22 protein-coding genes are annotated in these 24,039 nt (G+C 66.5%); 12 read left to right on the top strand and 10 right to left on the bottom strand.

Features of this window, described 5'->3' with window-relative positions; all coding sequences use genetic code 11:
- Positions 1-142: 142 nt before the first annotated feature.
- Positions 143-1,525: an L-serine ammonia-lyase gene (locus ABQY64_RS14890; RefSeq protein ID WP_349779851.1), complete on the bottom strand. Its 1,383-nt coding sequence runs from the start codon at positions 1,523-1,525 to the stop codon at positions 143-145.
- Between the two features lie 85 nt (positions 1,526-1,610).
- Between ABQY64_RS14890 and ABQY64_RS14885 the strand changes: the two genes are divergently transcribed.
- Positions 1,611-1,844 carry a glutaredoxin family protein gene (locus ABQY64_RS14885; RefSeq protein WP_024939239.1) on the top strand — a complete coding sequence of 78 codons (234 nt, stop codon included), beginning with the start codon at positions 1,611-1,613 and terminating at the stop codon, positions 1,842-1,844.
- Between the two features lie 501 nt (positions 1,845-2,345).
- Here ABQY64_RS14885 and ABQY64_RS14880 read toward each other — a convergent pair.
- The 4 genes from ABQY64_RS14880 to ABQY64_RS14865 form a co-directional block, all read right to left on the bottom strand.
- Positions 2,346-2,996: a cold shock domain-containing protein gene (locus tag ABQY64_RS14880; RefSeq protein WP_349779850.1), complete on the bottom strand. Its 651-nt coding sequence runs from the start codon at positions 2,994-2,996 to the stop codon at positions 2,346-2,348.
- A gap of 132 nt (positions 2,997-3,128) precedes the next feature.
- Entirely contained in the window at positions 3,129-3,698 is a 570-nt protein-coding gene (locus tag ABQY64_RS14875; protein ID WP_039526101.1) for a YceI family protein, read from the bottom strand.
- An 11-nt stretch (positions 3,699-3,709) separates the two neighbouring features.
- Positions 3,710-4,273 (bottom strand): cytochrome b, encoded by a 564-nt coding sequence (locus ABQY64_RS14870; protein ID WP_024939236.1) that lies wholly within the window; start codon positions 4,271-4,273, stop codon positions 3,710-3,712.
- Between the two features lie 2 nt (positions 4,274-4,275).
- Positions 4,276-4,938 (bottom strand): YceI family protein, encoded by a 663-nt coding sequence (locus tag ABQY64_RS14865; RefSeq protein WP_349779849.1) that lies wholly within the window; start codon positions 4,936-4,938, stop codon positions 4,276-4,278.
- Positions 4,939-5,034: 96 nt separating this feature from the next.
- Between ABQY64_RS14865 and ABQY64_RS14860 the strand changes: the two genes are divergently transcribed.
- Complete coding sequence (locus tag ABQY64_RS14860) at positions 5,035-8,589, top strand: ATP-binding protein (protein WP_349779848.1); 3,555 nt, start codon at positions 5,035-5,037, stop codon at positions 8,587-8,589.
- Between the two features lie 236 nt (positions 8,590-8,825).
- Positions 8,826-12,368: an ATP-binding protein gene (locus ABQY64_RS14855; protein WP_349779847.1), complete on the top strand. Its 3,543-nt coding sequence runs from the start codon at positions 8,826-8,828 to the stop codon at positions 12,366-12,368.
- A 75-nt stretch (positions 12,369-12,443) separates the two neighbouring features.
- Here the strand turns inward: ABQY64_RS14855 and mdtD are convergent, their stop codons facing one another.
- The 5 genes from mdtD to ABQY64_RS14830 form a co-directional block, all read right to left on the bottom strand.
- Positions 12,444-13,865 (bottom strand): multidrug transporter subunit MdtD, encoded by a 1,422-nt coding sequence (mdtD, locus tag ABQY64_RS14850; protein WP_126967571.1) that lies wholly within the window; start codon positions 13,863-13,865, stop codon positions 12,444-12,446.
- A gap of 208 nt (positions 13,866-14,073) precedes the next feature.
- Positions 14,074-15,138 (bottom strand): uroporphyrinogen decarboxylase, encoded by a 1,065-nt coding sequence (gene hemE, locus ABQY64_RS14845; protein ID WP_104569691.1) that lies wholly within the window; start codon positions 15,136-15,138, stop codon positions 14,074-14,076.
- 13 nt (positions 15,139-15,151) lie between these two features.
- Positions 15,152-15,403, bottom strand: a complete 252-nt coding sequence (locus ABQY64_RS14840) for a WGR domain-containing protein (RefSeq protein WP_006449079.1) — start codon at positions 15,401-15,403, stop codon at positions 15,152-15,154.
- A 195-nt stretch (positions 15,404-15,598) separates the two neighbouring features.
- Positions 15,599-16,711 (bottom strand): 3-dehydroquinate synthase, encoded by a 1,113-nt coding sequence (gene aroB / locus ABQY64_RS14835; protein ID WP_349779846.1) that lies wholly within the window; start codon positions 16,709-16,711, stop codon positions 15,599-15,601.
- Complete coding sequence (locus ABQY64_RS14830) at positions 16,708-17,250, bottom strand: shikimate kinase (RefSeq protein ID WP_039519716.1); 543 nt, start codon at positions 17,248-17,250, stop codon at positions 16,708-16,710. Before ABQY64_RS14830 ends, aroB begins: the two co-directional genes overlap by 4 nt.
- Before the next feature lie 330 nt (positions 17,251-17,580).
- Between ABQY64_RS14830 and pdxH the strand changes: the two genes are divergently transcribed.
- From pdxH to ABQY64_RS14785, 9 genes are all read left to right on the top strand, one after another.
- Entirely contained in the window at positions 17,581-18,180 is a 600-nt protein-coding gene (gene pdxH, locus ABQY64_RS14825) for a pyridoxamine 5'-phosphate oxidase (RefSeq protein WP_016904371.1), read from the top strand.
- A complete protein-coding gene (aac(6'), locus tag ABQY64_RS14820) occupies positions 18,177-18,632 on the top strand; it encodes an aminoglycoside 6'-N-acetyltransferase (protein WP_127159732.1) in 456 nt (151 codons plus the stop codon). Before pdxH ends, aac(6') begins: the two co-directional genes overlap by 4 nt.
- 132 nt (positions 18,633-18,764) lie before the next feature.
- Complete coding sequence (locus ABQY64_RS14815; protein ID WP_005995044.1) at positions 18,765-19,181, top strand: YjfI family protein; 417 nt, start codon at positions 18,765-18,767, stop codon at positions 19,179-19,181.
- Between the two features lie 12 nt (positions 19,182-19,193).
- Positions 19,194-19,964, top strand: a complete 771-nt coding sequence (locus tag ABQY64_RS14810; protein WP_024938711.1) for a PspA/IM30 family protein — start codon at positions 19,194-19,196, stop codon at positions 19,962-19,964.
- A 25-nt stretch (positions 19,965-19,989) separates the two neighbouring features.
- Positions 19,990-21,072 (top strand): ion channel, encoded by a 1,083-nt coding sequence (locus tag ABQY64_RS14805; RefSeq protein WP_349779845.1) that lies wholly within the window; start codon positions 19,990-19,992, stop codon positions 21,070-21,072.
- Positions 21,069-21,746 carry a YjfK family protein gene (locus ABQY64_RS14800; RefSeq protein WP_039519725.1) on the top strand — a complete coding sequence of 226 codons (678 nt, stop codon included), beginning with the start codon at positions 21,069-21,071 and terminating at the stop codon, positions 21,744-21,746. Before ABQY64_RS14805 ends, ABQY64_RS14800 begins: the two co-directional genes overlap by 4 nt.
- Positions 21,747-21,783: 37 nt before the next feature.
- Entirely contained in the window at positions 21,784-22,188 is a 405-nt protein-coding gene (locus ABQY64_RS14795) for a DUF350 domain-containing protein (RefSeq protein WP_047126964.1), read from the top strand.
- A 12-nt stretch (positions 22,189-22,200) separates the two neighbouring features.
- Positions 22,201-22,779: a DUF1190 domain-containing protein gene (locus ABQY64_RS14790; RefSeq protein ID WP_104600227.1), complete on the top strand. Its 579-nt coding sequence runs from the start codon at positions 22,201-22,203 to the stop codon at positions 22,777-22,779.
- 1 nt (position 22,780) lies between these two features.
- On the top strand, positions 22,781-23,947 hold the full coding sequence (locus ABQY64_RS14785; RefSeq protein ID WP_349779844.1) for a glutathionylspermidine synthase family protein: 1,167 nt from the start codon (positions 22,781-22,783) through the stop codon (positions 23,945-23,947).
- Positions 23,948-24,039: the final 92 nt, after the last annotated feature.

The following is a 24,039-nucleotide window of genomic DNA, read 5'->3' as shown; positions in this document are numbered from 1 at the left end:
CGGTACATGGCGGCATGTGGTGGGGACGTACAGCGCTGGCATGCGACTGCATCGGCGGCCGCTGCCGTTGGACGCATTGCCCAGTTTCGCGATGCCTGGAGAGTGACTGCAATACATGGCGCGGCCCGGGGCCGCGCCCGGCTCAGCATTCGATAACGTTGACCGCCAGGCCGCCGCGGCTGGTTTCCTTGTACTTGTCCTGCATATCGCGGCCGGTGTCGCGCATGGTCTTGATGACCTTGTCCAGCGACACCTTGTGCTTGCCGTCGCCGCGCATGGCCATGCGGCTGGCGTTGATCGCCTTGACCGCGCCCATTGCATTACGTTCGATGCAGGGGATCTGCACCAGGCCGCCGATCGGGTCGCAGGTCAGGCCCAGGTTGTGCTCCATGCCGATTTCCGCGGCGTTTTCGATCTGCCCCGGATTGCCGCCCAGCGCGGCGACCAGACCGCCGGCGGCCATCGAACAGGCCACGCCCACTTCGCCCTGGCAGCCGACCTCGGCGCCGGAAATGGAGGCATTTTCCTTGTAGAGGATGCCGATGGCCGCAGCGGTGAGCAGGAAGTCGAAGATGCACTGCTCGGATGCGCCGGGGCAGAAGCGGTCGAAGTAATGCAGCACCGCCGGGATGATGCCGGCCGCGCCGTTGGTGGGCGCGGTGACCACGCGGCCACCGGCCGCGTTTTCCTCGTTGACGGCCAGTGCGTAGAGATTGACCCAGTCCAGTGTGGTCAGCGGATCGCGCATTGCCGCCTCCGGTTTGGACGACAGCTCGCGGTACAACGCCGGTGCGCGCCGCGAGACGTTCAGGCCACCCGGTAGCGTCCCTTCCTGGCGGATACCGCGCTCCACGCAGGACTGCATCGCGCTCCAGAGTTCGCGCAGGCCCGCGCGAATCTCGTCCTCGCTGCGCCAGCTCTTTTCGTTTTCGAACATAAGCGCGGCGATGCTCAGGCCGCTGCGCGCGCATTGCGCGAGCAACTCGTCGCCGCTGAGAAAGGGGTAGGGCAGCGGCGTTTCGTCGGCCATGATGCGGTCGTCGGCGGCATCGTCCTGGTTGACCACGAAGCCGCCACCGACCGAGTAGTAATCGCGCGTGGCGATCACCGCTTCATCGGCATCGTAGGCGGTAAAGCGCATGCCGTTGGTGTGGTACGGCAGCTTCTGCCGCTTGTTCATCGGCAGGTCGCGTTTTTCGTCGAAGGCGACGACGTGCTGGCCCATCAGGTTGATGCGCTTGCTGGTGCGGATGCGCTCCAGCGTGGCCGGGATGATGTCCGGGTCGATCAGATTGGGGCGGTGGCCTTCCAGGCCGAGCAGCACGGCCTTGTCGGTGCCGTGGCCGCGGCCGGTCAGGGCCAGCGAGCCGAAGACTTCGGCGCGGATGCGCACCACATCCTGCAGGCGGCCGGCGTCGAGCAGCCAGCGATGCACGAAGCGCTCGGCAGCGCGCATCGGCCCCACGGTGTGGGAGGAACTCGGACCGATGCCGATCTTGAACAGGTCGAACGTGCTGACAGCCATGCTTGCCGGAAAGGTGAGCGTAAAGGCGGCTATTCTAGTCGGTCGGCGCGTGCGGCACGGCTGCAGCGCAGCATGGGAGCTCCCGATGGCCTTGATCCTGTACCAGCGCGACGATTGCCACCTATGCGACCAGGCCGTGGAAGTGCTGGCGCAGGCACGCGCAGGCGAGTTCGGCAGTGTCTTTATCGACGGCGATGCGGCGCTTGAGGCCGCTTATGGGGAGCGCGTGCCGGTGGTGGGCGATGCGCACGGGCGCGAGCTGGATTGGCCATTCGACAGCCGGCGGTTGCGCGAGTGGTTGAATGCCGGCACGCGATGAAGCGGCGTGTTCGCCTCCGGTGCGCGCCATATTTTGGATCTGGAGTGGCTGAAAACGACTTCTTGCCGGTCTGGTGCAGATGATCTGGGCCTTCGCTGCAAGGCGGCCGATCTGCTGCTTGGCTGCAGGGCGCTTGCCCGCTCACCTTCGCGGGACACGCCGCAAGTACGTCCTCGCAAGCTCTTCTGCGGCATCCATGCCGCATAAGGTCCCGCAACGGTGGGTGGACAAGGACCAGTCGAGCTGGTCGTTGTGTATGGTTTTCAACAGAGCAATCGGCAACTGTCTGGTGCGGTGTCCTTGCCGATTGCGGGACCGTGTGGCGGCATGGATGCCGCCACCGAGCCCCAGGGACGGGGTCACGGCGTGTCCCGCGAGCGGTGAGGGCACCGCGCCCTCGACCGAACCAGCGTTTGACCTCGGCTTTTGACTGCATCCAACAAGATGGGGCTAACAAACGAATCGTGTCGGCCGCCCGTTCAAGGTGTCAGCCGTATTGATTCAATGGCACCACTGCTGCTCGCAGGGTACGCCATCGTGGTCGCCATCCATCGTTGTGTCGGGGCAGTTGCGCAGCACCCAGGTGGCATCGTCGCAGGAGGTCATCTGCGAGCAGTGTTTGCGCCCGCCGCAGCTGTAGTGCGGCGTGGGTGCGGGTGTGGCCGACGTTCTGCCTGCCGCTGCAGTTGCCGTTATTGCTGGCGAGCCCTGGAGCGCTGCGCGGTCTGGCAGCGTCCTGTTTGCCGGCGCCGGTGCCGGAGCTGCTGACGGAGTTTCAGTGGGCGCAGAGCCTGGCATCAGCGTGTCCCGATTGAGGTACGCATAGCCGCCAGCACCTGCCACAAGCAGCAGCAACATGACCTTGCCCAGCCCGAGCGAGCGATGGGGCAATGGTGATCGCGCTGCCGCATGCTGCCGGCGTGCACCACGTCCGGCTGCATGCTGGCCAGCGCGCATCACGCGTACTGCCTGCCGTCGCCCATCCTTGCCCGGTTCGATCTCGAAAGAAATCAGCTCACCGATACGTGGCGTTTCGAAGCCGCGGGGAAACGCTGAAATGTGCACGAACAAATCATCACCCGGCTGCGCCGGCGTGATGAAGCCGAAGCCGCGATCGGTATTCCAGCGGGTCAGGGTTCCATGTGTGCGCATCGGCGGCGTCCCTGGGATGGATGCCGAGTCTAGCTGTCGCGCGGTGTCATCCGGCCGCCAGGCATAAAAAAACGGCGGACCCGACGAGGTAGTCCGCCGTTCAATGGCCGCGTCCGGTTGCGGCCGGTGGCGTTACTTCGCCTTGAACACGACCTTGGTGCTGATCGCGGTTTCGTTGGGAATGGTCTTGGTGTCGGCCCAGTCGCCGCCGCCGACGCCGAAGTCCAGGCGCTTGACCAGCGCCTTGCCGGCCAGCACCGGCTGCGCGCCGGGTGTCCAGGTGAAGGTCAGCGTGACCGGCTTGCTGACACCGCGCAGTTCCAGCGTGCCGTCGGCCGCGTACTGGTTGCCGCCGAGTGCGCGGAACTTGTCGGCGCGGTAACGCGCGGTGGCGAACTTGGCGACGTTGAAGAAGTCCGGCCCCTGCAGGGTCGAGTCACGGTCGTTGTTGCCGCTGATGGCACTGGCCAGCGGGATGCGCACATCGAGCTTGGCGCCGGCAAGATTGGCCGGGTCGAAACTCAGCGTGGTGTCGAAACCGGGGAACTTGCCGGTAAACACTTCGCCGTCGTACTTGCTGGCAAACACCAGCGACGAGCCGGGCGCCTGCACGTAGTCGGCAGCGAGGACCGGGGCGGTGGCGAACGTGGCCACCAGCGAGGCGGCGACCAGCAGGGGAGAGGCGAACAACCTGGACGACATGGGGGAATCCTTTAGGGTTTGGAAGAGAGCCAGCCGCGCGGCAACATCCGCACCAAGGTGGCGTCACGCTGGAACAGATGGTGGTAGAGCGCAGCGCCGGCATGCGCCAGCACCACGGCAATCAACAGCCAGAAGCCCCACTCGTGGATGAAGTGCGCAACCGCACGCAATTGTTCGTCCGGCGGGCTGAGCTTGGGCACGGCGAACAGGCCAAACCAGCGGAACGGGCGCAGGCCGCTGGTGGAGTCGTACAACCAGCCCGACAGCGGCATCGCAAAGATCATCGCGTACAGCAGCCAGTGGGTCAGCCCGGCGATGCGTTCCTGCCAGCGTGGGGTGCCGGCTACTGGCGGCGGCGCGCCCGCATAGAGGCGCCAGCCCAGCCGGACGATCACCAGTGCCAACACGGTCAGGCCCACCGATTTGTGCGCGGTGTAGACCCAGAAGTATTTCGGCGTCTTGGGCAATTCGCCCATGGTCAGGCCGACGATGCCCAGCACCAGGATCAGCAGTGCGATCAGCCAGTGCAGGGTCTGGCTGACACCGCCCCAGCGTTCGACGTTTTTCAGGGTCATGCTCAGGATTCCGGGCTGGGCGCAGCGTCAGGGGCGGTGGGTGCGTTTTGGGGTTGCGATTGCGGCGCGTCGTCGTCGGCGCGGCCTTCGCGCACGGCTTCGGCTTCGATGCGCAGCTCCACCATGTCGCCGATCATCGATTTCCATGCGTCGATGCCGAACTCGGCACGGCTCAGCGTGGCGGTGGCGGAAAACCCGGCGGTGCGGCGAAACGGCGGCAATGGATGGCGTTTGAGCGCATTGAGGGTGACGTCCAGGGTGACCGGGCGGATGACCCCGTGCAGGGTCAGGTTGCCGGTGACCTTGGCGTGGTTCTCGCCGCTGGCTTCCACCTGCGTGGAGACGAAATGCGCGTCGGGAAAGCGCTCGGCGTCGAGTAGGTTGCGTGCCAGGGTGGCCTCGTTCCACTTGGCATCGCCCAGGTCGGTGCGGTGCAGCGGCACGGTCACGTCCAGCCGTGCCGAGGCCCAGTCGTCCGGGTCGAACACCAGCGTGCCGCTGGTTCCGGAAACGGTGCCCAACGCCTTGGAAAAGCCGGCATGTTCGACTGCAAACAGCACCCGCGTGTGCACCGGATCCAGCGCGTAACGCACCGGCGCGGCGGTCGCGGCAAGGCTGGTCACGACCAGGGCGGGAAGCAGCAACAGGCGGGCGAGGGTTGTCATGGGCGGATTCTAGACATATCCCGCTGCACCGCGCTTGGCTTGCGCTCGCAACGATCCGTTGCGAGCATGCGGGCTGGACGTGGAAAGGATGCCCACATGCGTTACCTGTTGTTCGTGCTGCTTGCCGCCCTGACTGTGTTTCCGGCGTTGGCAGGCGTGCCGGCGATTCCGCGCTTCCGCATTGTCGGCGCTGCCGAGGGGCTGCCCTCGACCATGATCACCGCCATCGCGCAGGACCGCGCCGGCTATCTGTGGATGACCACCACCGACGGGTTGGTCCGGTACGACGGCGCAGAGTTCAAGGTCTGGCGGAACGACCCGACCGATCGCTACTCGCTGCGCAGCAATATCTTGCAGGCGCTGTATATCGACCGTCAGGACCGGATCTGGCTTGCCTTGGGCGGCGCAGGCGTGGCGATGCTCAGTGCCGACCGGCGCAAGCTGACCGCGTATCTTCCCGATGACGTGCCCGAGCTGGCGCTGGGGGACGTGTATGCCATCGCCGGGCGCGGCGACGAGGTCTGGTTTGGATTGTCCAACGGCAATGTCTTGCGTCTGGATGCCGCGGGGAAATTCACCTCCTTCGACCTGGCGAAGATGGAGGAGCCGCTGCCGGCAAGTCCGGTGTATGCGCTTGCGCTGGACGATCGCGATCGGATGTGGATCGGCACGCTGGGCGGGCTGGCGTATTACGACGGCCTGGCCTTGCACCGGGTGCGGCCGGATGGCGACGGCAGCGGCATCACCGCCTTGCAGTGGGTGGGCCAGCGGCTGTGGGCTTCGATGGACACCGGGCTGCGTTACATGGACGCGTCCGGTGCCTGGCATACGCCTTCCTGGGCACCGATGTTCGCCACCGGCAACCGCGCCTGGACCGTGGCCGACGCCGGCGATGGCGAGTTCTGGCTGGGCACCGAACAGGGGCTGTGGCATACCCGTCCCGATCATCCGCCGACACCGGTCAACAACGGCGATGCACCGCTGGTCTCCAACCGCCACGTGACGACCATCTGGCGCAGTCCGCACGGTGGGATCTGGGTGCCCCTGCATGGGCGCGGGCTGGCCTACCTGCGCGAAGACTGGCGCCGCACTGCCGCCTTCAGACAGATCAACGACCAGGGCAAGGGCATCGCATGCAGTCTTGCGCCAGCCAACCGATCGGGTGGGCTTTGGCAGTTCGACAGCAGTGGGCGGTTGCTGCGTTACGACACGTCCACCGGGGCGCTTGTGCAGACCGGCATCCAGCATCCCGACCTGCGCGATCTGCAGGTTGCGACGACCCTGGAGGACAGTCGGGGGCAGCTCTGGCTCGGCAATGGGGAGCACCAGTTGTCGCGGCTGGATCTGGGCACAGGCGCTCTCGAGCATTTCAGCGGCGACGGGCCTGCCGAGGCGGTCATCTGGTTGGGCGAATCTGGCGACGGCACGCTGTGGAGCGCTTACGAGCAAGTGATCCAGCGGCGAAATCCGGTGACCGGGCGCGTGCTGGAGACGATTTCCCAGGCCGACCCACATGGCTTGAAAGAGGTGATTCCCAGTCAGCTGAGCGTGGCACCGGATGGCAACCTGTGGCTGAGCGCCGTCGGCGGCATGTATGTCTGGCAGTCCGAGTCACATCGGTTCGTCGCAGTGCCCGGCCTGCAGATCGATCCGATCCAGCGCTTCGTCTTCGAGGATCAAAGCCACCTGTGGCTTTACCGCGCCGGCAGCATGGAGCGTTGGCAGAAAGACGGTACCGCGTGGAAGCGGGTGCGCCGGATTCTTGCCGCCGAAGGGTTTCCGGCGATGGATGCCTATGGTCTCGAACGCGATGAGCTTGGACGCGTATGGATGTCCGGGCCGCGTGGCCTGTGGCGCATCGATGCACGTACGCCGCGCGCCAAGATCCGCAGTTTCAGTGCGCGCGACGGATTGACCAGCCAGGAGTTCAGCCGCCGCTGTCTGCTGATGGCGCGCGATGGGGTGCTGGTCGGTGGGACTGCAGATGGCTACACGCTGCTGATCGATACCAAGGCGCCGGATGTGCCGTCATTCACACCGCAGATGCGTCTGGAGGCGGTAAGCGTCCAGCGTGCCGACCGCCGTCAGGCGTTGCCGATCCTCGGTGGCTTTTCGCTCGCGCCGAATGACCGCCAGTTGCGCATCAACATGCGGCTGCTCTCGTTCGTCGATCCGATGGCCAATCGTTACCGTACCCGGCTGTCGGGGTTCGATACCGAATGGATGGAGCACGGTGCGGCAGGAATGCGCGAATTCTCCTCGCTGCCGCCGGGCAACTATGTCCTGCAGATGCAGGGGATCGACCCCTTGGGCAATGCATCGCAGGTGCAGTCGCTGCGCTTTTCGGTCACTCCACCGTGGTGGCGCAGCGATGCCGGCATTGCGCTGATCTGCGTGCTCGCCGTGCTGCTCGCTGGCCTGCTCGCCGCCGCTTACCGCCGCCGTGTGCGCATGCGCGCGCAATGGCAGCTGGCCCAGCACAAACGCGAGCTGGCCGAGCAGGCATCGTTGGCCAAGACGCGCTTTCTTGCGACCCTGGGGCACGAAGTGCGGACGCCGATGACCGGTGTGCTGGGCATGAGCGAGTTGCTGCTGCAGACGCCATTGGACGGACGCCAGCAGGGCTATGCCAGCGCGATCCAGCTGGCCGGCAAGCATCTGCTGCGGCTGGTCAACGATGCGTTGGATCTGGCGCGGATCGAGGCCGGCAAGCTGCCGCTGGATTACCGCGACTTCGATCTGCGTCAGCTGATCGGCCAGGTGGCCGAGCTGGTGCGCCCGAGCGCCGAGCAGAAGCAACTGGTCTTTGCGTGCGAGCTGGATGACGCGCTGCCGCCTGCATTGCATGGCGATGCCAGCCGGGTGCAGCAGATCCTGCTCAACCTGTTGTTCAACGCGGTCAAGTTCACCGAGCGTGGCAGCGTCAGCCTGCGTGTGGCGGTGGTGCCGCAAAGCCACAAGCAAGGCATCCGGATCGAAGTGTGCGACACCGGCCCGGGCATGAGTGCAGAACAGCGCGGGCGCCTGTTCCAGCGCTTCGAGCAGGCCGAAGGCGCCGTGACGCTGGCCCGGCATGGCGGCAGCGGCCTGGGCCTGGCGATCTGCCGCGAACTGGCAGCGGCGATGGGCGGTGCGGTAACGGTCAGCAGCGAACTGGGGCAAGGAGCGTGTTTTGTGGTGGAGCTGCCGTTGCGCTGGGTGAGTGCGCTCCCCGCGGTGCCTGCGCCTGCACGGGCAAGCTCGCCGCAGGCACAGGCGCCATTGCAGTTGCTGCTGGTCGAAGACGACCCGACCGTGGCGCAGGTGATCATTGGCCTGCTGCAGACGCGTGGTCATCGGGTCACCCATGTCCTGCACGGTCTGGCGGCGTTGGCCGAGGTGAGTACGCGCAGCTTCGATGCCGGGCTGTGCGATCTGGACCTGCCGGGCATCGACGGTGCGGCGTTGGTGGCGCAGTTGCGTGCGCGCGGCGTGCGCTTTCCGATCGTTGCGGTCACCGCACGTGCCGATGCCGACGCAGAACCGCAGGCGATGGCTGCCGGCTGCAATGGCTTCCTGCGCAAGCCGGTCACCGGCGAGTTGCTGGCACAGGCACTGGCAGGTGTGCTGGCCGACGCCGCCGATGCGCATGACGCGCCGGCCGTCGACTAAGCTGTTATCGCTTGCCCCGTCGTACGGTTGCCGCCTGGCGCGGATGCAACAGCGGTGAACCAGATCGAGACCCCGTACATGCGCCGGTTCGGGCCGAGGAGTGGAAACGGATGAGCCACGCGGCAGGCTCGCTCGGGCTTGCTCGCACCGCGTGCGGCCCGCACTATGCGGCGACTTGTCGTGAAACCTGTCCAGTGCGCCTTTTTTTATGTTTTTCCTATTGGTTGATCGCGGCAGTGTCGCTGGGGCTGTGCGCCACGGTGCCACCTGCACGGGCGGCCACGCACGCGCTGCTCACGCCGGTGCCTAGCCAGGTCACGGTCGCCGACGGGCTGCCCTCGGACACCGTCAGTGAGCTTGCCGAAGACCAGCAGGGCTATCTCTGGATCGCCAGCGACGACGGCCTGGCCAGATTCGATGGCCGCAATTACCGCATCTGGCGGATGGAAGAAGGGCTGACCAGCAATGCGATCTGGACCATCTGCGTTGATCGTGACAATCGGGTGTGGATGGGCTTCGAGAACGGTGGGGCCGGTTTTCTGGAGGCCAAGACGCGCACGTTCAGGCGGCTGGAGAACCCGCAGTTTCCGGAGCTGCGCGAAATCACGGTGTGGGCGCTGGCAAACACCCCGAACGGCGACGTCTGGCTTGGTACTGCTGCCCACGGGCTATATCGGCGACGTCCCGATGGCAGCATGCAGCGATTTTCCAACGTGCCCAGCGACCCGACCAGCCTGCCGTCCGACAGCGTGATCGGGTTCGAGGTCGCGCCCGACGGAACATTGTGGATCGGAACCCATGGCGGGCTCGCGCGCTGGGACGGTACGCATTTTCAACGGGTGCGGTTGCCTGGAACCACGCAGGCGGTCAATCGCCTGCAAATGGAACACAGCGGCAACACCTTGTGGGTGTCGGATGTGGTCGGCGATGCGTTTCGTGTGGGCGCCGATGGCCAGGCGCGGCCCCAGCCATGGCAGAAAGCCGTGAGCAAGCGGCGGGTCATGGGGGTGTTGCTGCACGATCGCAGCGGGCGCTATTGGCTGGACACCGACAGCGGCCTGGGCCTGTCCACCGCAGGAACCGAGATCAGCAGCGTCCCGGTCTACAGCCTGTCAGCGCACGGCCTGGTCAGGCGCAACTGGATTGCAGCCTACGAAGATCGGGAGGGCGGGCTGTGGTTTGCGGCGCTCGAAGGTGGCCTGTGGCACCTGCCTCCGCATTGGGACACCTTTGCGGTACTGGCCCACCACGGCGATGACTCACAGTCGCTGGCCAATCCGTCCGTGCTGGCGACGGCGTCTTCGGCTGCGGGCGGTGTCTGGCTGGCTGGTTCGCGGCATGTGCTGGAGTATCTCGATGCGGCAACCGGCCAACTGCAAAAGCATCTGGCTCAGATCGATGCCCGTCCGCCCGACTCCATGCTTGAAAGCCGGCGCGGGTTGGTCTGGATCGGCGTCGAGGGAAAATTGGTCCGGTACGACCCGCAGACCCGGCAAGTCAAACGCTGGCAGTTGCGTGAGGATGTCGAACCCGATCCGGACGGTGCTGCGGACCGACCGGGCTGGATGGCGGAGGACGCGCAGGGCCGCCTGTGGGTGACGGTGCTGGAATATGGCCTGCAAATCCGCAACCAGGAGGGGCAGTTGCTGCGGACCATCGTCAATGGCAGTCATGGGCTGGAGGTGTTGACCATCCTGGACATACGCCTTGGCCCGGATGGTCAGATATGGCTGAGCAATAACGCCGGTCTACGGCGCTGGGACCCCGCTGCCGACCGATTTGTCCCCGTCGAGGGCAAGCCGTCCCTGCCGACATATCTGTTCCGGCTGGGAGAGGGGGGCGTGGTCTGGACCGGGTTGGCCGGCGAGATCCGGCGGTATCTGTGGGATGGAAAGCGGCTCAAGCACCTGGACACGGTCGGAAAGGAGCAGGAGTTTCCGATGGTGGCGCCCAACGGCCTGGTGGTCGATGCCAGGGGCGTGGCCTGGGTGTCCAGTCAACGCGGCCTGATCCGGATCGATCCCGGCAGCAGGCTGGTGCGCGTGTACGGGGTGCACGATGGGCTCCCCAACCAGCAGTTGCTGATCAACACCCTGGTGCAGGCCGGCAGCGGGCGGATTGTTGCTGCATCGCCCGACGGCGTGGTGGTGTTCGACCCGGCCACGATGCGCCCCAGCACGCGCAGGCCGCCGTTGATCATCGAACGCGTGGGCTTGCGGCGCGGGGAGCGTGGTCTGGATATCACCGGACAGGAGCCGCTGACGATGCAGGACGGCGACCGCGATCTGCATATCGTCGCGCGCCTGCTCAGCCTGGCCGATTCCGAATCCAACAGTTACCGCTTTCGTTTGAGTGGCTACGATCCGGACTGGATCGATGTCGGTCCCAGCGGCGAGCGGCAGTTTTCGCGGCTGCCTGCGGGGCATTACACGCTGGAAGTGCAGGGGCGCACCGCCGATGGCATCTGGTCGGCCAGCCAGACGCTACGTTTTCAGGTGCTGCCGCCGTGGTGGCTGGCGCCGTGGGGACTGGTGTTTCTGGGCCTGCTCGCGCTCTGCGTCATCGCCGCAGCGGTATTGTTGTATCGCCGCCGCCTGCGGCGTTTGAACGCCTGGCAGCTGGCAGTGCACAAGCAGGAGCTGGCCGAGCAGGCATCGTTGGCCAAGACGCGCTTTCTGGCCACGCTCGGCCACGAGGTGCGTACCCCGATGACCGGCGTGCTGGGCATGAGCGAACTGTTGCTCAAGACTTCGCTGGACAACAAGCAGCGCAGCTATACCGAATCGATCCGTCGTGCCGGCGCGCATCTGCTGCGCCTGGTCAACGATGCGCTGGACCTGGCGCGGATCGAATCCGGCCGCCTGGAACTGGATCTGGAGCCGTTCTCGGTACGCCAGCTGGTGGCCGAGGTGGAAGGCCTGATGGCGCCACTGGCGCAGGAGCGCGGCCTGCGTTTCAGCCTGGAAATCGGCCTGCTTGGCGACATCACCGCCAGCGGCGATGTCACCCGCATCCGCCAGATTCTGCTCAACCTGCTCAGCAACGCGATCAAGTTCACCGAGCGCGGTGTGGTCGGGCTCAAGCTGACCACGCTGGGGTCGTATCAGGGGCTGCGTTTCGAAGTGGCCGATACCGGGCCAGGCATCAACGCCGACCAGAAAGCGCGTCTGTTCCAACGCTTCGAACAGGGCGACGGCGCCAAGACCACTTCGCGCTACGGCGGCAGCGGCCTGGGTCTGGCCATCTGCCAGGAACTGGCGATGGCAATGGGCGGGCATATCGAGGTGATCAGCCGGTTGGGCGCGGGCACGCGCTTCGTGGTCGATCTGCCGCTGCGCTGGGTCGCTTCCAACGCCACGCTCGGTGGCGAGGTGGCGCGCGCCGGGGGCGCGGTCGCCCCGCAGCGCATTCTGCTGGTGGAAGACGACCCCACCATCGCCGAGGTCATCGTTGGCCTGCTGCGTTCGCAAGGGCACTCGGTGGTGCATGCGCCGCACGGGCTGGCCGCGCTGACCGAAGCGGCCGACAACCCCTTCGATCTGGCCTTGCTCGATCTGGATCTGCCCGGGCTGGACGGCTTCGCCCTGGCGCGGCAGTTGCGCGTGTTCGGTTACGACATGCCGCTGGTTGCCGTGACCGCACGCTCGGACGAAGAGGCCGAACCCACCGCGCAGGAAGCCGGATTCGACAGTTTCCTGCGCAAGCCGCTTACCGGCGACATGCTGGCCGACACCATCGCCGAGGCATTGCGGCGCGAACGCCCGCGCGATGAGATCTAGAGCCGTGTGCCGCGGTTGAAATCGCGCACGGCCCTGCGCTGGCGCACGGCGCTGGTCGATGGCGCAGCGGCCGTGTCATTCGGCGACTTCTTCCACCTGCTTAGGATGCGGCCGCGTTTCGGCCAGCTGCCAGAAGATCAGCGTCGACGACAAGGTGATGCCACCGACGCACAAAAAGGTTGCATGGAGCGCTGCCGTGGCGCCGTGGCTGTCGCCCAGATGCGTGTTGAAGGCGGCCAGCAGACTGCCTGCCGCCGCGGCGCCGAAACCGGTTGCCAGCATCATCACCATCGATAGCAGGCTGTTGCCGGGGCTGGCCTGCTCGCGATCGAGGTCGCGCAGGGTCACGGTATTCATGACGGTGAACTGCAGCGAGTTCACCGCGCCAAAGCAGGCCAGCTGCACCAGCCGCAGCCATAGCGGCTGGCCCACATCGATCAAGGCGAAGCTGGCCATCGCCAGGCCCACCAGCACGGTATTGAGCATCAACACGCGGCGATAGCCGAAGCGACCGACCAGCTTCACCGCGGCACGTTTGGCCGCCATGCCGGCCAACGCCACCGGCACCATCATCAGCCCGGCATTCATCGGGCTCATGCCCAGGCCAACCTGCAACAACAGTGGAATCAGGAACGGCATCGAGCCGCTGCCCACCCGCGCAAACAGGTTGCCCAGGATGCCGATGCGATAACTGGCCACCTTGAACAAGGCCAGTGGAAACAACGCCGCCGGCGTGCTGGCCGCATGCAACCAGTAACCCGCCAACGCGGCGAGCCCGCCGATGGCCAGCAGCATGACAAAGGCATGGCGCAGGCCGAGCTCGGAAATGCCGTCCAGCGCCAGCGACAGTGCCACCATGCCGAACGCCAGCATCAGATAGCCGATCAGGTCGAAGCGCTGGCGTGCATCGCCGTAGTGGTCGGGCATGATCTTCAGCGCGGCGATGAACCCGATCACGCCGATCGGCAGGTTGATCAGGAACACCCAGTGCCACGAGGCGACTTCCACCAGGTAGCCACCCAGCGTGGGGCCGATGAGTGGGCCGATCAATGCGGGAATCGCGATGAAGCTCATCGCGCGCAGGAAGTCGGCGCGCGCCACGGTCTTGAGCACTGCCAGCCGGCCCACCGGCAGCAGCATCGCCCCGCCAATGCCTTGCACCACGCGCGCCGCCACCAGCTGCGGCAGCTGCTGCGCGGCGGCGCACAGCAGCGAGCCCACCGTGAAAACGATGGTCGCCGCAAGGAAGGTGCGCCGGGTGCCGAAGCGGTCCGCAATCCAGCCCGATGCAGGGATGAACATCGCCACCGCCAACGCATAACTGAAGACCACCGACTGCATCTGCAGCGGGCTTTCATGCAGGCTGCGCGCCATCGACGGCAACGCCGTATTGACGATGGTCGCATCCAGCATCTGCATGAAGATCGCCAGCGACACCAGCCACAGCAGCGGCTTGATGGTGTCGTAGGCGCGCAAGGTGGGGACGGGCTGAGGCATGGCGACCACTGTCGAGGAAACAGGGCATTATCCCCACGCCGATGTGCAGGAACTCAGAAAAACGTGCGCATTCGCGGCCCAGGGTTCAAGGCATGTACTGCGATCAGTCCATCACATCATGCGGGATGGACCATCGCCTCGCACCGCACGTCATGCCGGATCTAGCGGCGACCAACCGCACATTATGCGCGGCTGGTCACGCGGTGCATCAGCGCTTGCTCAGCGTCTGCACCGCGTCCACCAGCACGCCCACATGTTCCGGGTTCATGTCGGGCGACATGCCGTGGCCGAGGTTGAAGACATGGCCTTCGCGCGAGCCGCCGTTGCCCTGGGCGTAGCTGTCCAGGGTCTTGCCGACTTCGGCGCGGATCGCCTCGGGCGAGCCGTACAGAGTGGCCGGGTCCAGGTTGCCTTGCAGGGCGACGCGGCCGCCGGCGCGCTGGGCGGCGTCGGCCAGCGCGATGGTCCAGTCCACGCCTACCGCTTCGGCACCGCTGGCGGCAAGCTCGCTCACGTAAGCGCCGTTGCCCTTGCCGAACAACACCAGCGGGGTGCGTTCGGCGCCGTCGCCGCGTTCCAGCTCGCGCGCGATGCGGGTGAGGTAGGGCAGCGAGAATTCGCGGTACATCGCCGGCGACAACACGCCGCCCCAGGTGTCGAACACCTGCAACGCCTGCGCACCGGCCGCACGTTGCGCGGACAGGTAGGCGATCACCGCATCGGTAACGGTGCCGAGCAGGTGATGCAGCACCTCCGGTGCGTTGAACGCCATGGCCTTGATGCGCGCGTATTCCTTGCTGCCGCCGCCTTCGATCATGTAGCAGGCCAGCGTCCACGGGCTGCCGGAGAAGCCGATCAGCGGCACCGCGCCATCCAGCTCACGGCGGATCAGGCGCACCGCATCCATCACGTAACGCAGCTCGGTTTCCATGTCCGGCACGCCCAGCCGATGGATCGCAGCGGCATCGCGCACCGGATGGCGGAACTTGGGGCCTTCGCCTTCGACGAAATACAGCTCCAGGCCCATCGCATCGGGAATGGTCAGGATGTCGGAGAACAGGATGGCCGCGTCCAGCGGAAAGCGTTGCAGCGGCTGCAGTGTCACTTCGCAGGCGATTTCGGGATTCTTGGCCATGCCGAGGAAGCTGCCGGCGCGCGCGCGGGTGGCGCGGTATTCCGGCAGATAGCGGCCGGCCTGGCGCATCAGCCACACGGGGGTGCGGTCCACGGGCTGACGGTTCAGGGCGCGCAGCAGGCGATCGTTCTTGAGCATGGGAGGTGTGTCCTCAGCGCGGCGCGTCGGCGCCGCCGGTGATGAGTTGGAAGCCGCGTTTGAGGTGGGTGTCGCGCGCCTTGTCGAAGGCCCGGTCCGCTTCGTCCTGCAGCAGGTATTGGTCGCGTCGCAACTGCGAGCGTCCACCGATCTCGCCGCTTTCACGCAGCAGCTCCCAGCCACCGAACAAGTCCGGTTGCAGGGTCAGCTGGACGTAGCGGAGCGGCGCGTTGCCGCCAGGATCGTGTTGCAAGTGGATGCGCATGACGCCGATTGTAGCCGGGCGGTGCTGAAGGCTGGGAGCAGTGGGCGCGCCGGGTTGCTCCGCTTGCGAAGGCAGCGTTGGCATGCAGGGATCGCGTAGGAGCGCACCTGGGCGCGACGGGGATTTACCGGCAAGCCCTGTCGCGCCCGGGGGCGCTCCTACGAATGCGCCGGAGACAGTGAGTGATGGCGTTGCTCAGCCCGCCAGGATCTCCAGCACTGCCGCCTCGTCGACGTCGGGTACCACCTCGGCCTTGCCGACGCCGCGCCACAACACCAGCCGCAGGCGGCCGACGATGTTCTTCTTGTCCAGCCGCATGCGCCCCAGCAGGGCCTGCGGGGACAGGCCGGGCGGAATGTCGGTGGGCAGGTCGAAGTCATGCAGCAGCGCGCGCAGCGCGTCGGTGTCCTGCGCATCGCTCATGCCCAGCGCGGCCGACAGCCGTGCGGCCAGCACCATGCCCACCGCGACCGCTTCGCCATGGTTGAGGTTGTCGTTGCCGGGCGCGCCATAGCCCTGCTCGGTCTCGATCGCATGGCCGAAGGTATGGCCCAGGTTGAGCAGGGCACGCTCGCCCTTTTCCAGCGGGTCGCGCGCCACGATGTCGGCCTTGTGCTCGCAGCTGCGCGCGATCGCCTGCGCCAGCGCGTCGGCATCACCCTCCAGCAACGCCCGGCGTTCGGCATGCAGCCATTGGAAGAACAGCGGGTCGCGGATGGCGCCATACTTGATCACCTCGGCCAGCCCGGCGCGCAGCTCGCGCGCGGGCAGGGTATGCAAGGTGTCGGTATCGGCGATCACCGCGCGTGGCGGATGGAACGCGCCGACCAGGTTCTTGCCCTGCGGGATGTCCACCGCGGTCTTGCCGCCAACCGAGGAATCCACCATCGCCAGCAGGCTGGTGGGCAGTTGCACGCAATCCACCCCGCGCATCCAGCAGGCCGCCGCGAACCCGGCCAGATCGCCGACCACGCCGCCGCCGAGCGCAAACACGCAGGCGTCGCGGGTGGCGCCCAGTTCGGCCAATGCCGCGATTGCGGCGCCGAAATTGTCCAGCGTCTTGGAGGCTTCGCCGGCGGCGATCACCAGCTCGCCCAGTTGCAGGTCCGGGCGCGCCTGCAGCAGCGCCTTGCGCACGCCGGCGGCGTACTGCGGGGCCACCTGCGAGTCGCTGAGCAGCAATACGTGGCGGCCGCGCACATGGCTGGCCAGGCGCGCACCATCGGCCAGCAGGCCGGGCGCAATGGTGATGGTGTACGGCTGCGCACCGTCGACATCGACGCTGCGCGAGGAACGGGGAAGTGTCATGCGGGGGTACTCGACATGCGCCATTGCGCGGCCAGGCGCAGCACCAGCTGCGCGGTGGCCTCGGCGGGGGAAAAGTGATCGGTTTCCAGGCTGAGGTCGGCGACCTCCTGGTACAGCGGGGTGCGCTGCGCGGCCATCGCATGCAGCACCTGCTCGCGGTCGGCGCGTTGCAACAGCGGCCGGTTGCGGTCGCGCGCCAGCCGGGTCAGCTGGGCCGGCACGCTGACGTGCAGGTACACCACAAAGCCGCGCTCGCGGATGCGCTGGCGGTTGAGCGGATCCAGCACCGCGCCACCGCCGGTGGAAATCAGCTTGTTGTCCTGCTCCAGCAGCGTCTGCAGGGTCTGGACCTCGTGCTGCCGGAACCGCGCTTCGCCGTGCTGTTCGAAAATGGCCGGGATGCTGCTGCCGACCTGCTCGACGATGGCCTGGTCCACATCGACGAACTCCAGCCCGAAGCGCTCGGCCAGGCGGCGGCCGATGCAGCTTTTTCCGGCGCCCATCGGGCCGACCATCACGAGATTGGAAGCGGGGTTCATGCGCAGGGATCGTAGCATTCGGGCCCGCGCACCGGGCCGATCGGCATGGACTGAAACCATTCCGGCGCGGCGACCGCCGGCTGCGCGCAGCAGCATCGACACCCAAGCTGTGCGGACAACGGCCGCGGCGACCGCTGAAGATGAAGTGCCACGTGCAACGCGGCGAGTACTTGGCAGCCTGGCGGCAGTGACGCGAAGACGCCGAAGAGCATGCGCGCGACCTGCTTTCAGGGTCCTGGCAGCGGGCGCGGGCCTGTCGACCGCCGCGCGTAGGCGAAGCAGGCCCGATGCGCCCACAATAGGCGTCAATCTTGCTGCCCTCGCACCGTCATGACCGATCTGTACGCAGAAGCCCTTGCCACCTTTACCGCGCTGTACGCCGAAGCGCAGGCCGGCGCCGAACTCGAAGCCAGCGCAATGACCGTGGCCACCGCCAACGTGGACGGCCGGCCGAGCGCGCGCACCGTGCTGCTCAAGGCCTTCGATGCGCGCGGGTTCGTGTTCTACACCCACCTGGACAGCGCGAAGGGCCGCGACCTGCAGACCCATCCGCAGGCCGCCCTGCTGTTCCTGTGGCGCAGCCTGCGCGAGGCCGGCATCCAGGTGCGCATCGAAGGCGGCGTGCAACTGGTCGGCGCGGAGGAATCGGATGCCTACTTCGCGTCGCGCCCGCGCATGAGCCAGATCGGCGCCTGGGCCTCGCTGCAGTCGCAGACGCTGGGCTCGCGTGAGGAGTTCGACGCGGCCATCGCCAAGGTCGAAGCCACCTTCGAAGGCCGCGAGGTGCCGCGCCCGGAGGGCTGGGGCGGGTTCCGGGTGGTGCCGCAGGCGTTCGAGTTCTGGTACGGCGCCAAGTTCCGCCTGCACGAGCGCTGGCGTTACGAGGCCGATGCGGCCAGCCACTGGAGCAAGCGGATGCTGTATCCGTGAGCACGCAGGCCGGCTGGCGGGTGCGCGCGGCGGTGGGCGCCGATGCGCAGGCCTTGCTGGCCCTGCGCCTGGCCTTGTGGCCCGATGCCGACGATAGCCTCGCCGAGCTGCAGGCCGCGCTGGCGCAGGCACACGCCAGCCACCTGCTGGTGGTGGACGACGCGGATGCGGCGCTGGGCTTTGCCGAGGTGTCGGTGCGCCACGACTACGTCAATGGCACCGAAAGCACGCCGGTGGGCTTTCTGGAAGGCTGGTATGTGAGTCCGGCCTGGCGCGGCCGCGGGCTGGGTCGCGCGCTGGTGGCCGCGGCAGTGGAGTGGACACGGAATCAGGGCTGCGCGGAGCTGGCCTCCGATGCGCGGCTGGACGACAGCGGTGCCCAGGCGGCGCATGCGGCATGCGGCTTCGAGCCAACTGAACGGGCGGTCTACTACCGCCTGCAGCTGGCCTGACCGGCTGACTTCCGGCCCTTTCTGCCGGTCGCGGACAGTCTGTAGTATGTCCGCCCATTGCACGGCTGCTGCTGCATCACCGCAGCGGCATCTGCATCACCACCGCTGCATGACCAAAGGACAGGACATCGTATGACGCAGTACACCACTGTCGAATTGCACGGCCTGCTGGCCGAGCGCTACCGCGACCAGCCGATCGAGGTCGAACTGATCGACGGGCTGGAGCCGGCCATCAACCTCACCCTGGCCGACCACGGCGACATGCAGATCCAGGTCGCCGCCTCCGGCTCGCAGGTGTTCGTTTCCACGCTGCTGGCCAATGCCGACCAGGTCAGCGACCGCGCGGCGTTCAACGACGCCTGCCTGCGGCTCAACCCACTCAATCCCTTGTCCAACCTGGGACTGGTGCAGGTCGACGGCAAGGATAGCTATGTGGTCTTCGGCGAACTGTCGGCGTCGTCCACGCTCGACCAGATCGACGAGGAAATCCAGACCCTGGCGGCCAATACGCTGGATGCCGCCGAATCTCTCAAGCCGTTCTTTTCCTAAAGGCGTGTTGTCATGAGTATCTTTTCAAAGCTGATCACGCTGCTGCGTGGCACTGCACACGAAACCGGCCAGAAGGCGGTCGACGCCAACGCGCTGCGCATCCTGGACCAGGAAATGCGCGATGCCGGCGCCCAGCTCACGCGCTCGCGCGAAGAGCTGACCAAGCTGATGGCGCAGAGCAAGCTCGCCCAGCAGAAGATCGACGCGCGCGCCGGCAAGATGGCCGAATACACGCGTTATATCGAAGGTGCGCTGGCCAAGAACGACGAGGCACTGGCGCACGACGTGGCGGTAAAGCTAGCGGCGCTGGAAAGCGAGGACGCCGGCGACAAAGCCTCCAAGAGCTCGCTGGACCAGTCGGTGGTGACGCTCAAGGCCACCATCCAGAAGACCGAGAACCAGCTGCGCGGCATGCGCCAGCAGATCGACACCGTCAAGGCCACCGATGCGGTGCAGAAGGCACAGGCGGCGATTGCCGCGCGCCATTCCGGTGCCAGCAGCAAGATGGGCTCGGCACTGGAATCGCTGGAGCGAATCAAGGCGCGTCAGGCCGAGACCTCCGCACGCATCGAATCGGCCGAAGAGCTGGAGGCAGCCAGTGGCGACGGCGATCTGAATCGGCGTCTGGCTGCGGCTGGCCTGATGGAAGGCGAGTCCAACGCCGCCGCAGTGCTGGCACGCTTCAAGAAGCCGGCCCAGCTCGGCCACGATACCGCCGGCGGCAGCGCGCCGCTGATCGGCCAGGTGCGCGACGTGCAGCAGGTTCCGCGCAGCGACAGCTGATCCGCCGCACGGCACAGGACGCGCCATGATCATCGTCGGAAAGCTGTTGCGGGTATTGCGGCGCCACGTGCGCCGCGTCAGCTGGGGCATGGTGGCGCTGGCATTGCTGGCGCACATGGGGCTGAGCTGGGTGTTGCTGCTGCTGGCCGGCGAGCAAAAGCTCGTTGGCCTGGACGCGTTTCCGTACTACTACATGACCACCGCCACCACCATCGGCTACGGCGACCTGTCGCCGGGTTCGGTGGCCGGGCGCTATATCGCCGCGTTCGTGCTGATGCCGGGCGCGGTGGCGCTGTTCGCCACGGTGCTGGCCAAGACCAGCGGCGTGCTCATCACCTTCTGGAGGCGCCACCACATGGGCAAGATGGCTTACGCCGATCTGCGCGGGCACACCATCCTGATCGGCTGGCAGGGCGCCGCGTCCACACGCTTGCTGGAACTGTTGCTGTCCGATACCGCTACCGACGACGAAGGCGTGGTGCTGATCGCCGAGGGCGTGGCCGAGAACCCGATGCCCGACCATATGCGCTTCATCGCCGCCGAGTCCTACACGCATACCGAGGTCTACCTGCGTGCCGGCATCGCCGGTGCGGCGCGGGTGATCGTCAACCCGCCCTCGGACGACCAGACCCTGGCGGCGGTGTTCGCGCTGATGGCGCATGCGCCGCGTGCGCACGTCGTGGCGCACTTCGACTCGGGCAGCGCCGCGCGGCTGGTCAATTGCCACTATCCGGCGATCGAATGCACGCGGCCGATGACCGCCGAGATCCTGGCCCGCGCGGCGCAGGATCCGGGCAGCGCGGCGATCACGGCCGAACTGCTGTCGGTGGACGATGGCCCGACCCAGTTCAGCCTGGCGGTTCCTGCCGATGTCGACCCGCTGGATTACCGCATGCTGGCCGCCGATTTCGGCCAGCGCGGCGCCTTGCTGCTGGGCCTGCGCGCGCCCGATGGCGCACTGCGCTTGAACCCGCCCGCACACACCGCTGTCCCGGCCGGTGCCATGCTGTATTACCTGGCCGAACAGCGCGTGCCCGTGTCTGCCATCGCCTGGCAGGCCCTGCGCGCTGCGGCCGTGTCCCATTCCCCATCGCCACAAGGTGCATGACGATGAGTTTTTTCAGCAAGTTGTTCGGTCAACCACAGCCGCCGCCGTTGCCCACCTCCGGCACTGGCGCCATCGGTCACGCGCTGCCGCTGGGCTTGCGCGTGGGTGGGCAGCTGGAGATCGATACCACGTTGTACCGCATGGCACCGGAGGCCATGACCGCCGAGTTGCCGGGCGGGCATCAAGGCATTCCGTGCTACGGCCACGTCAATCTGGGTGATGGCTATGCCCTGCATCGGTTCTATCTGGACGATGATGCGTTTTTGCAGGTCACCACGGTTGGCGGCGATCTGGAGGCGATGAAGGCCTTCGTGTATTGCGAGACGGTCAATCCGCCCAGCAAGCAGGCGTTTCAGGAGTTCGTGATGCAGCATCCGCATCTGGGTGCGGCGCAGATCGAGTACGCCGGCAAGCGCTGGCAACGCGCCACGCAGTCCACCGATGGTGCCGCGCGCATCCCGCCGATCGCCTACGACGAGGTGCTGTACCGCTATCAGCCGCCGCGCCGCGATGGCGATCTGACCCACTACGCCATGCTCTACAGCCGCGATGTACCGGAGCTGCAGCGCGAGGAATTCCTGCTGGTCACCGGCGAGGATTCCGGCCCCAACGAGTTCTGCGTCACCTATGCGGTCGGCATCGATGTCACCGTCGCCGATCTGGATATCACCTGAGCGTGCGCGCTCGTCCTCCACTTACCCTGGTCCTGTCATGAACCCGATCAACCTGCAGAGTTTTCTCGCGTTTCTTTCCTACTTCGGCACCGGCCTGGGCGTGTTGATCGTGGCGGTGGTGCTGGTGACCCTGGTCACCCCGCATAAGGATTTCACCCTGCTGCGGCAGGGCAACGTGGCTGCGGCCACCGCCTTGGCCGGCAACCTGATCGGTGTGGCATTGCCGCTGCATTCGGCCATCACCCATTCGGTGAGCCTGGTCGATGCGCTGATCTGGGGCGCGGTCGCCTGCGGCATCCAGATCGTGGCGTATCTGCTGGCCAATTTGGTGGCCGGGCGCATCTCGCGGCAGATCACCGACAACGTCACCGCCGCCGGCATCTTTTCGGCCGGCGTGTCGATCGCGGTCGGGCTGATCAATGCCGCGGCGATCACGCCGTAACGGAGCGCAGGCATGAAGCGATCACGCAATCTCAAGCTCACCTTGATGGCCGCCTTGCCGGCCGCCCTCGTCACCGGTTGTGGTTCTGAACCAGAGACAGGTGTGGTGCTGCAGTCGGCCTCCGACTGCTACCAGATCAAGCAGGAACAGACCGACATCCAGCAATGCCTCAAGGCCTATGACGAGGCGGTGGCCAAGCATCAGCAGGCCGCACCGCGCTTCACGTCGCGCTACGAGTGCGATGCGCAGTTCGGCAGCTGCACCGAGGTTCCGGGCCAGAGCCAGGGCCAGCACAGCTGGATTCCGCCGATGGGCGGGTTCCTGCTCGGCTATGCGCTGGGCAACATGAGCGGTGGCGGCGGCTATCGCTATGGCGGCGCGATGCCGCTGTATCGCGATTACCGCAGCGGCGGTTACTACAAACCCAACGGCGATCTGGCCAGCAACCGCATCGGTACCGTGCGCGGGCGCAGTGGTTCGGTCGACATGCCGTCGCGTGCGATCACCGTCTCGCGTTCGGGTTTCGGCTCCAGTGCGGCGGCGCGTAGTTCGTTCGGTAGCGGCGGGCGCAGCTCCGGATACGGCGGCTGACATGCAACGGATCGCAATTGCCGAGCGCCCGGACTGGCGCGAGCAGGCCGAGTCGCTCGGCTTCCATTTCCACACCATCGACGGCGAGCGCTATTGGGACGAAAGCGCGTATTACGCGTTTACGCTGCAGCAGATCGAAGACGACATCGAGGCGCCCACGCAGGAACTGCACGACATGGCGATGCAGTTGGTGGACGAGGTGGTGGGCTCGGAACAGCTGATGACGCAGCTGGCGATCCCGCCGTTCTACTGGGACTGGATCGCCAACTCGTGGAAGAACCGCGACCCGCATCTGTACGGCCGCATGGACCTGGCCTATGCCGGCAACGGCCCGGCCAAGCTGTATGAGCTCAACTACGACACGCCGACCTCGCTGTACGAATCGGCGTATTTCCAGTGGCTGTGGCTGGAACAGCAGATCGCCGCCGGTGCGCTGCCCAAGGGCACCGATCAGTACAACCTGATCCAGGACCTGCTGTGCGAAACCCTGGGCGCGTTGGCGGTGGATGGCGCGATCGGTGCGCAGATGCATTTCTCCGCGGTGCGCGATTCGCTGGAAGACCGTGCCACGGTGCGCTACCTGCGCGACTGCGCGCATCAGGTGGGCATCAGCACCGAGGAAGTGGCCATCGAAGACATCGGCCTCAGCGCCGATGGCTGGTTCACCGATGAGCAGGACCGGGTGATCCACACGCTGTTCAAGCTGTATCCGCTGGAATTCATGATGGAAGAGCGCTTCGGCCCGGCGTTGTGTGCCAACCGCGTGCGCCTGATCGAGCCGGCGTGGAAATCGGTGCTGAGTAACAAGGGCATCCTGCCGCTGCTGTGGGAGCGGCATCAGGGCCATCCCAACCTGCTGCCGGCGCGCTTTGCGCAAACCGGCGAGGCGCCCATGGCAGGCTGGGTACGCAAGCCGCTGCTGTCGCGCGAGGGCGCCAATATTTCCCTGGTCAGCGCACAGGGCGACGCTGCGCAGACCGACGGCCCGTATGTGGACGGGCCGGCGATCCTGCAGGCGCATCATCCATTGCCGGTGTTCGCTGGCCGGCACGCCCTGGTCGGCAGCTGGGTGGTGGCCGATCGTCCGGCCGGGCTGGGTATGCGCGACGACGATGGCCCGATCACCCGCGACACCTCGCGCTTCGTGCCGCACGTGATCGTGGACTGATGCAGCAGTGGGTGAGGCAGCGCCGCTGCGACGCGGCGCTGCCGTGTGGTGCGATCGCCCTTGCATGTGGTGGTGAGTAAGGCGCTGCTTCC

The sequence above is a fragment of the Xanthomonas sp. WHRI 7065 genome, from assembly GCF_040203115.2.
Taxonomy (GTDB): domain Bacteria; phylum Pseudomonadota; class Gammaproteobacteria; order Xanthomonadales; family Xanthomonadaceae; genus Xanthomonas; species Xanthomonas arboricola.
The sequence above is the reverse complement of the archived record's forward strand: the minus strand, read 5'-3'. Positions and strand labels throughout refer to the sequence as shown.

Coding starts and splice junctions, on each gene's coding strand:
- ABQY64_RS14890 (WP_349779851.1), bottom strand. CDS start 1,525: ATGGCTGTCAGCACGTTCGACCTGTTCAAGATCGGCATCGGTCCGAGT.
- ABQY64_RS14885 (WP_024939239.1), top strand. CDS start 1,611: ATGGCCTTGATCCTGTACCAGCGCGACGATTGCCACCTATGCGACCAG.
- ABQY64_RS14880 (WP_349779850.1), bottom strand. CDS start 2,996: ATGCGCACACATGGAACCCTGACCCGCTGGAATACCGATCGCGGCTTC.
- ABQY64_RS14875 (WP_039526101.1), bottom strand. CDS start 3,698: ATGTCGTCCAGGTTGTTCGCCTCTCCCCTGCTGGTCGCCGCCTCGCTG.
- ABQY64_RS14870 (WP_024939236.1), bottom strand. CDS start 4,273: ATGACCCTGAAAAACGTCGAACGCTGGGGCGGTGTCAGCCAGACCCTG.
- ABQY64_RS14865 (WP_349779849.1), bottom strand. CDS start 4,938: ATGACAACCCTCGCCCGCCTGTTGCTGCTTCCCGCCCTGGTCGTGACC.
- ABQY64_RS14860 (WP_349779848.1), top strand. CDS start 5,035: ATGCGTTACCTGTTGTTCGTGCTGCTTGCCGCCCTGACTGTGTTTCCG.
- mdtD (WP_126967571.1), bottom strand. CDS start 13,865: ATGCCTCAGCCCGTCCCCACCTTGCGCGCCTACGACACCATCAAGCCG.
- hemE (WP_104569691.1), bottom strand. CDS start 15,138: ATGCTCAAGAACGATCGCCTGCTGCGCGCCCTGAACCGTCAGCCCGTG.
- ABQY64_RS14840 (WP_006449079.1), bottom strand. CDS start 15,403: ATGCGCATCCACTTGCAACACGATCCTGGCGGCAACGCGCCGCTCCGC.
- aroB (WP_349779846.1), bottom strand. CDS start 16,711: ATGACACTTCCCCGTTCCTCGCGCAGCGTCGATGTCGACGGTGCGCAG.
- ABQY64_RS14830 (WP_039519716.1), bottom strand. CDS start 17,250: ATGAACCCCGCTTCCAATCTCGTGATGGTCGGCCCGATGGGCGCCGGA.
- pdxH (WP_016904371.1), top strand. CDS start 17,581: ATGACCGATCTGTACGCAGAAGCCCTTGCCACCTTTACCGCGCTGTAC.
- ABQY64_RS14815 (WP_005995044.1), top strand. CDS start 18,765: ATGACGCAGTACACCACTGTCGAATTGCACGGCCTGCTGGCCGAGCGC.
- ABQY64_RS14810 (WP_024938711.1), top strand. CDS start 19,194: ATGAGTATCTTTTCAAAGCTGATCACGCTGCTGCGTGGCACTGCACAC.
- ABQY64_RS14805 (WP_349779845.1), top strand. CDS start 19,990: ATGATCATCGTCGGAAAGCTGTTGCGGGTATTGCGGCGCCACGTGCGC.
- ABQY64_RS14800 (WP_039519725.1), top strand. CDS start 21,069: ATGACGATGAGTTTTTTCAGCAAGTTGTTCGGTCAACCACAGCCGCCG.
- ABQY64_RS14795 (WP_047126964.1), top strand. CDS start 21,784: ATGAACCCGATCAACCTGCAGAGTTTTCTCGCGTTTCTTTCCTACTTC.
- ABQY64_RS14790 (WP_104600227.1), top strand. CDS start 22,201: ATGAAGCGATCACGCAATCTCAAGCTCACCTTGATGGCCGCCTTGCCG.
- ABQY64_RS14785 (WP_349779844.1), top strand. CDS start 22,781: ATGCAACGGATCGCAATTGCCGAGCGCCCGGACTGGCGCGAGCAGGCC.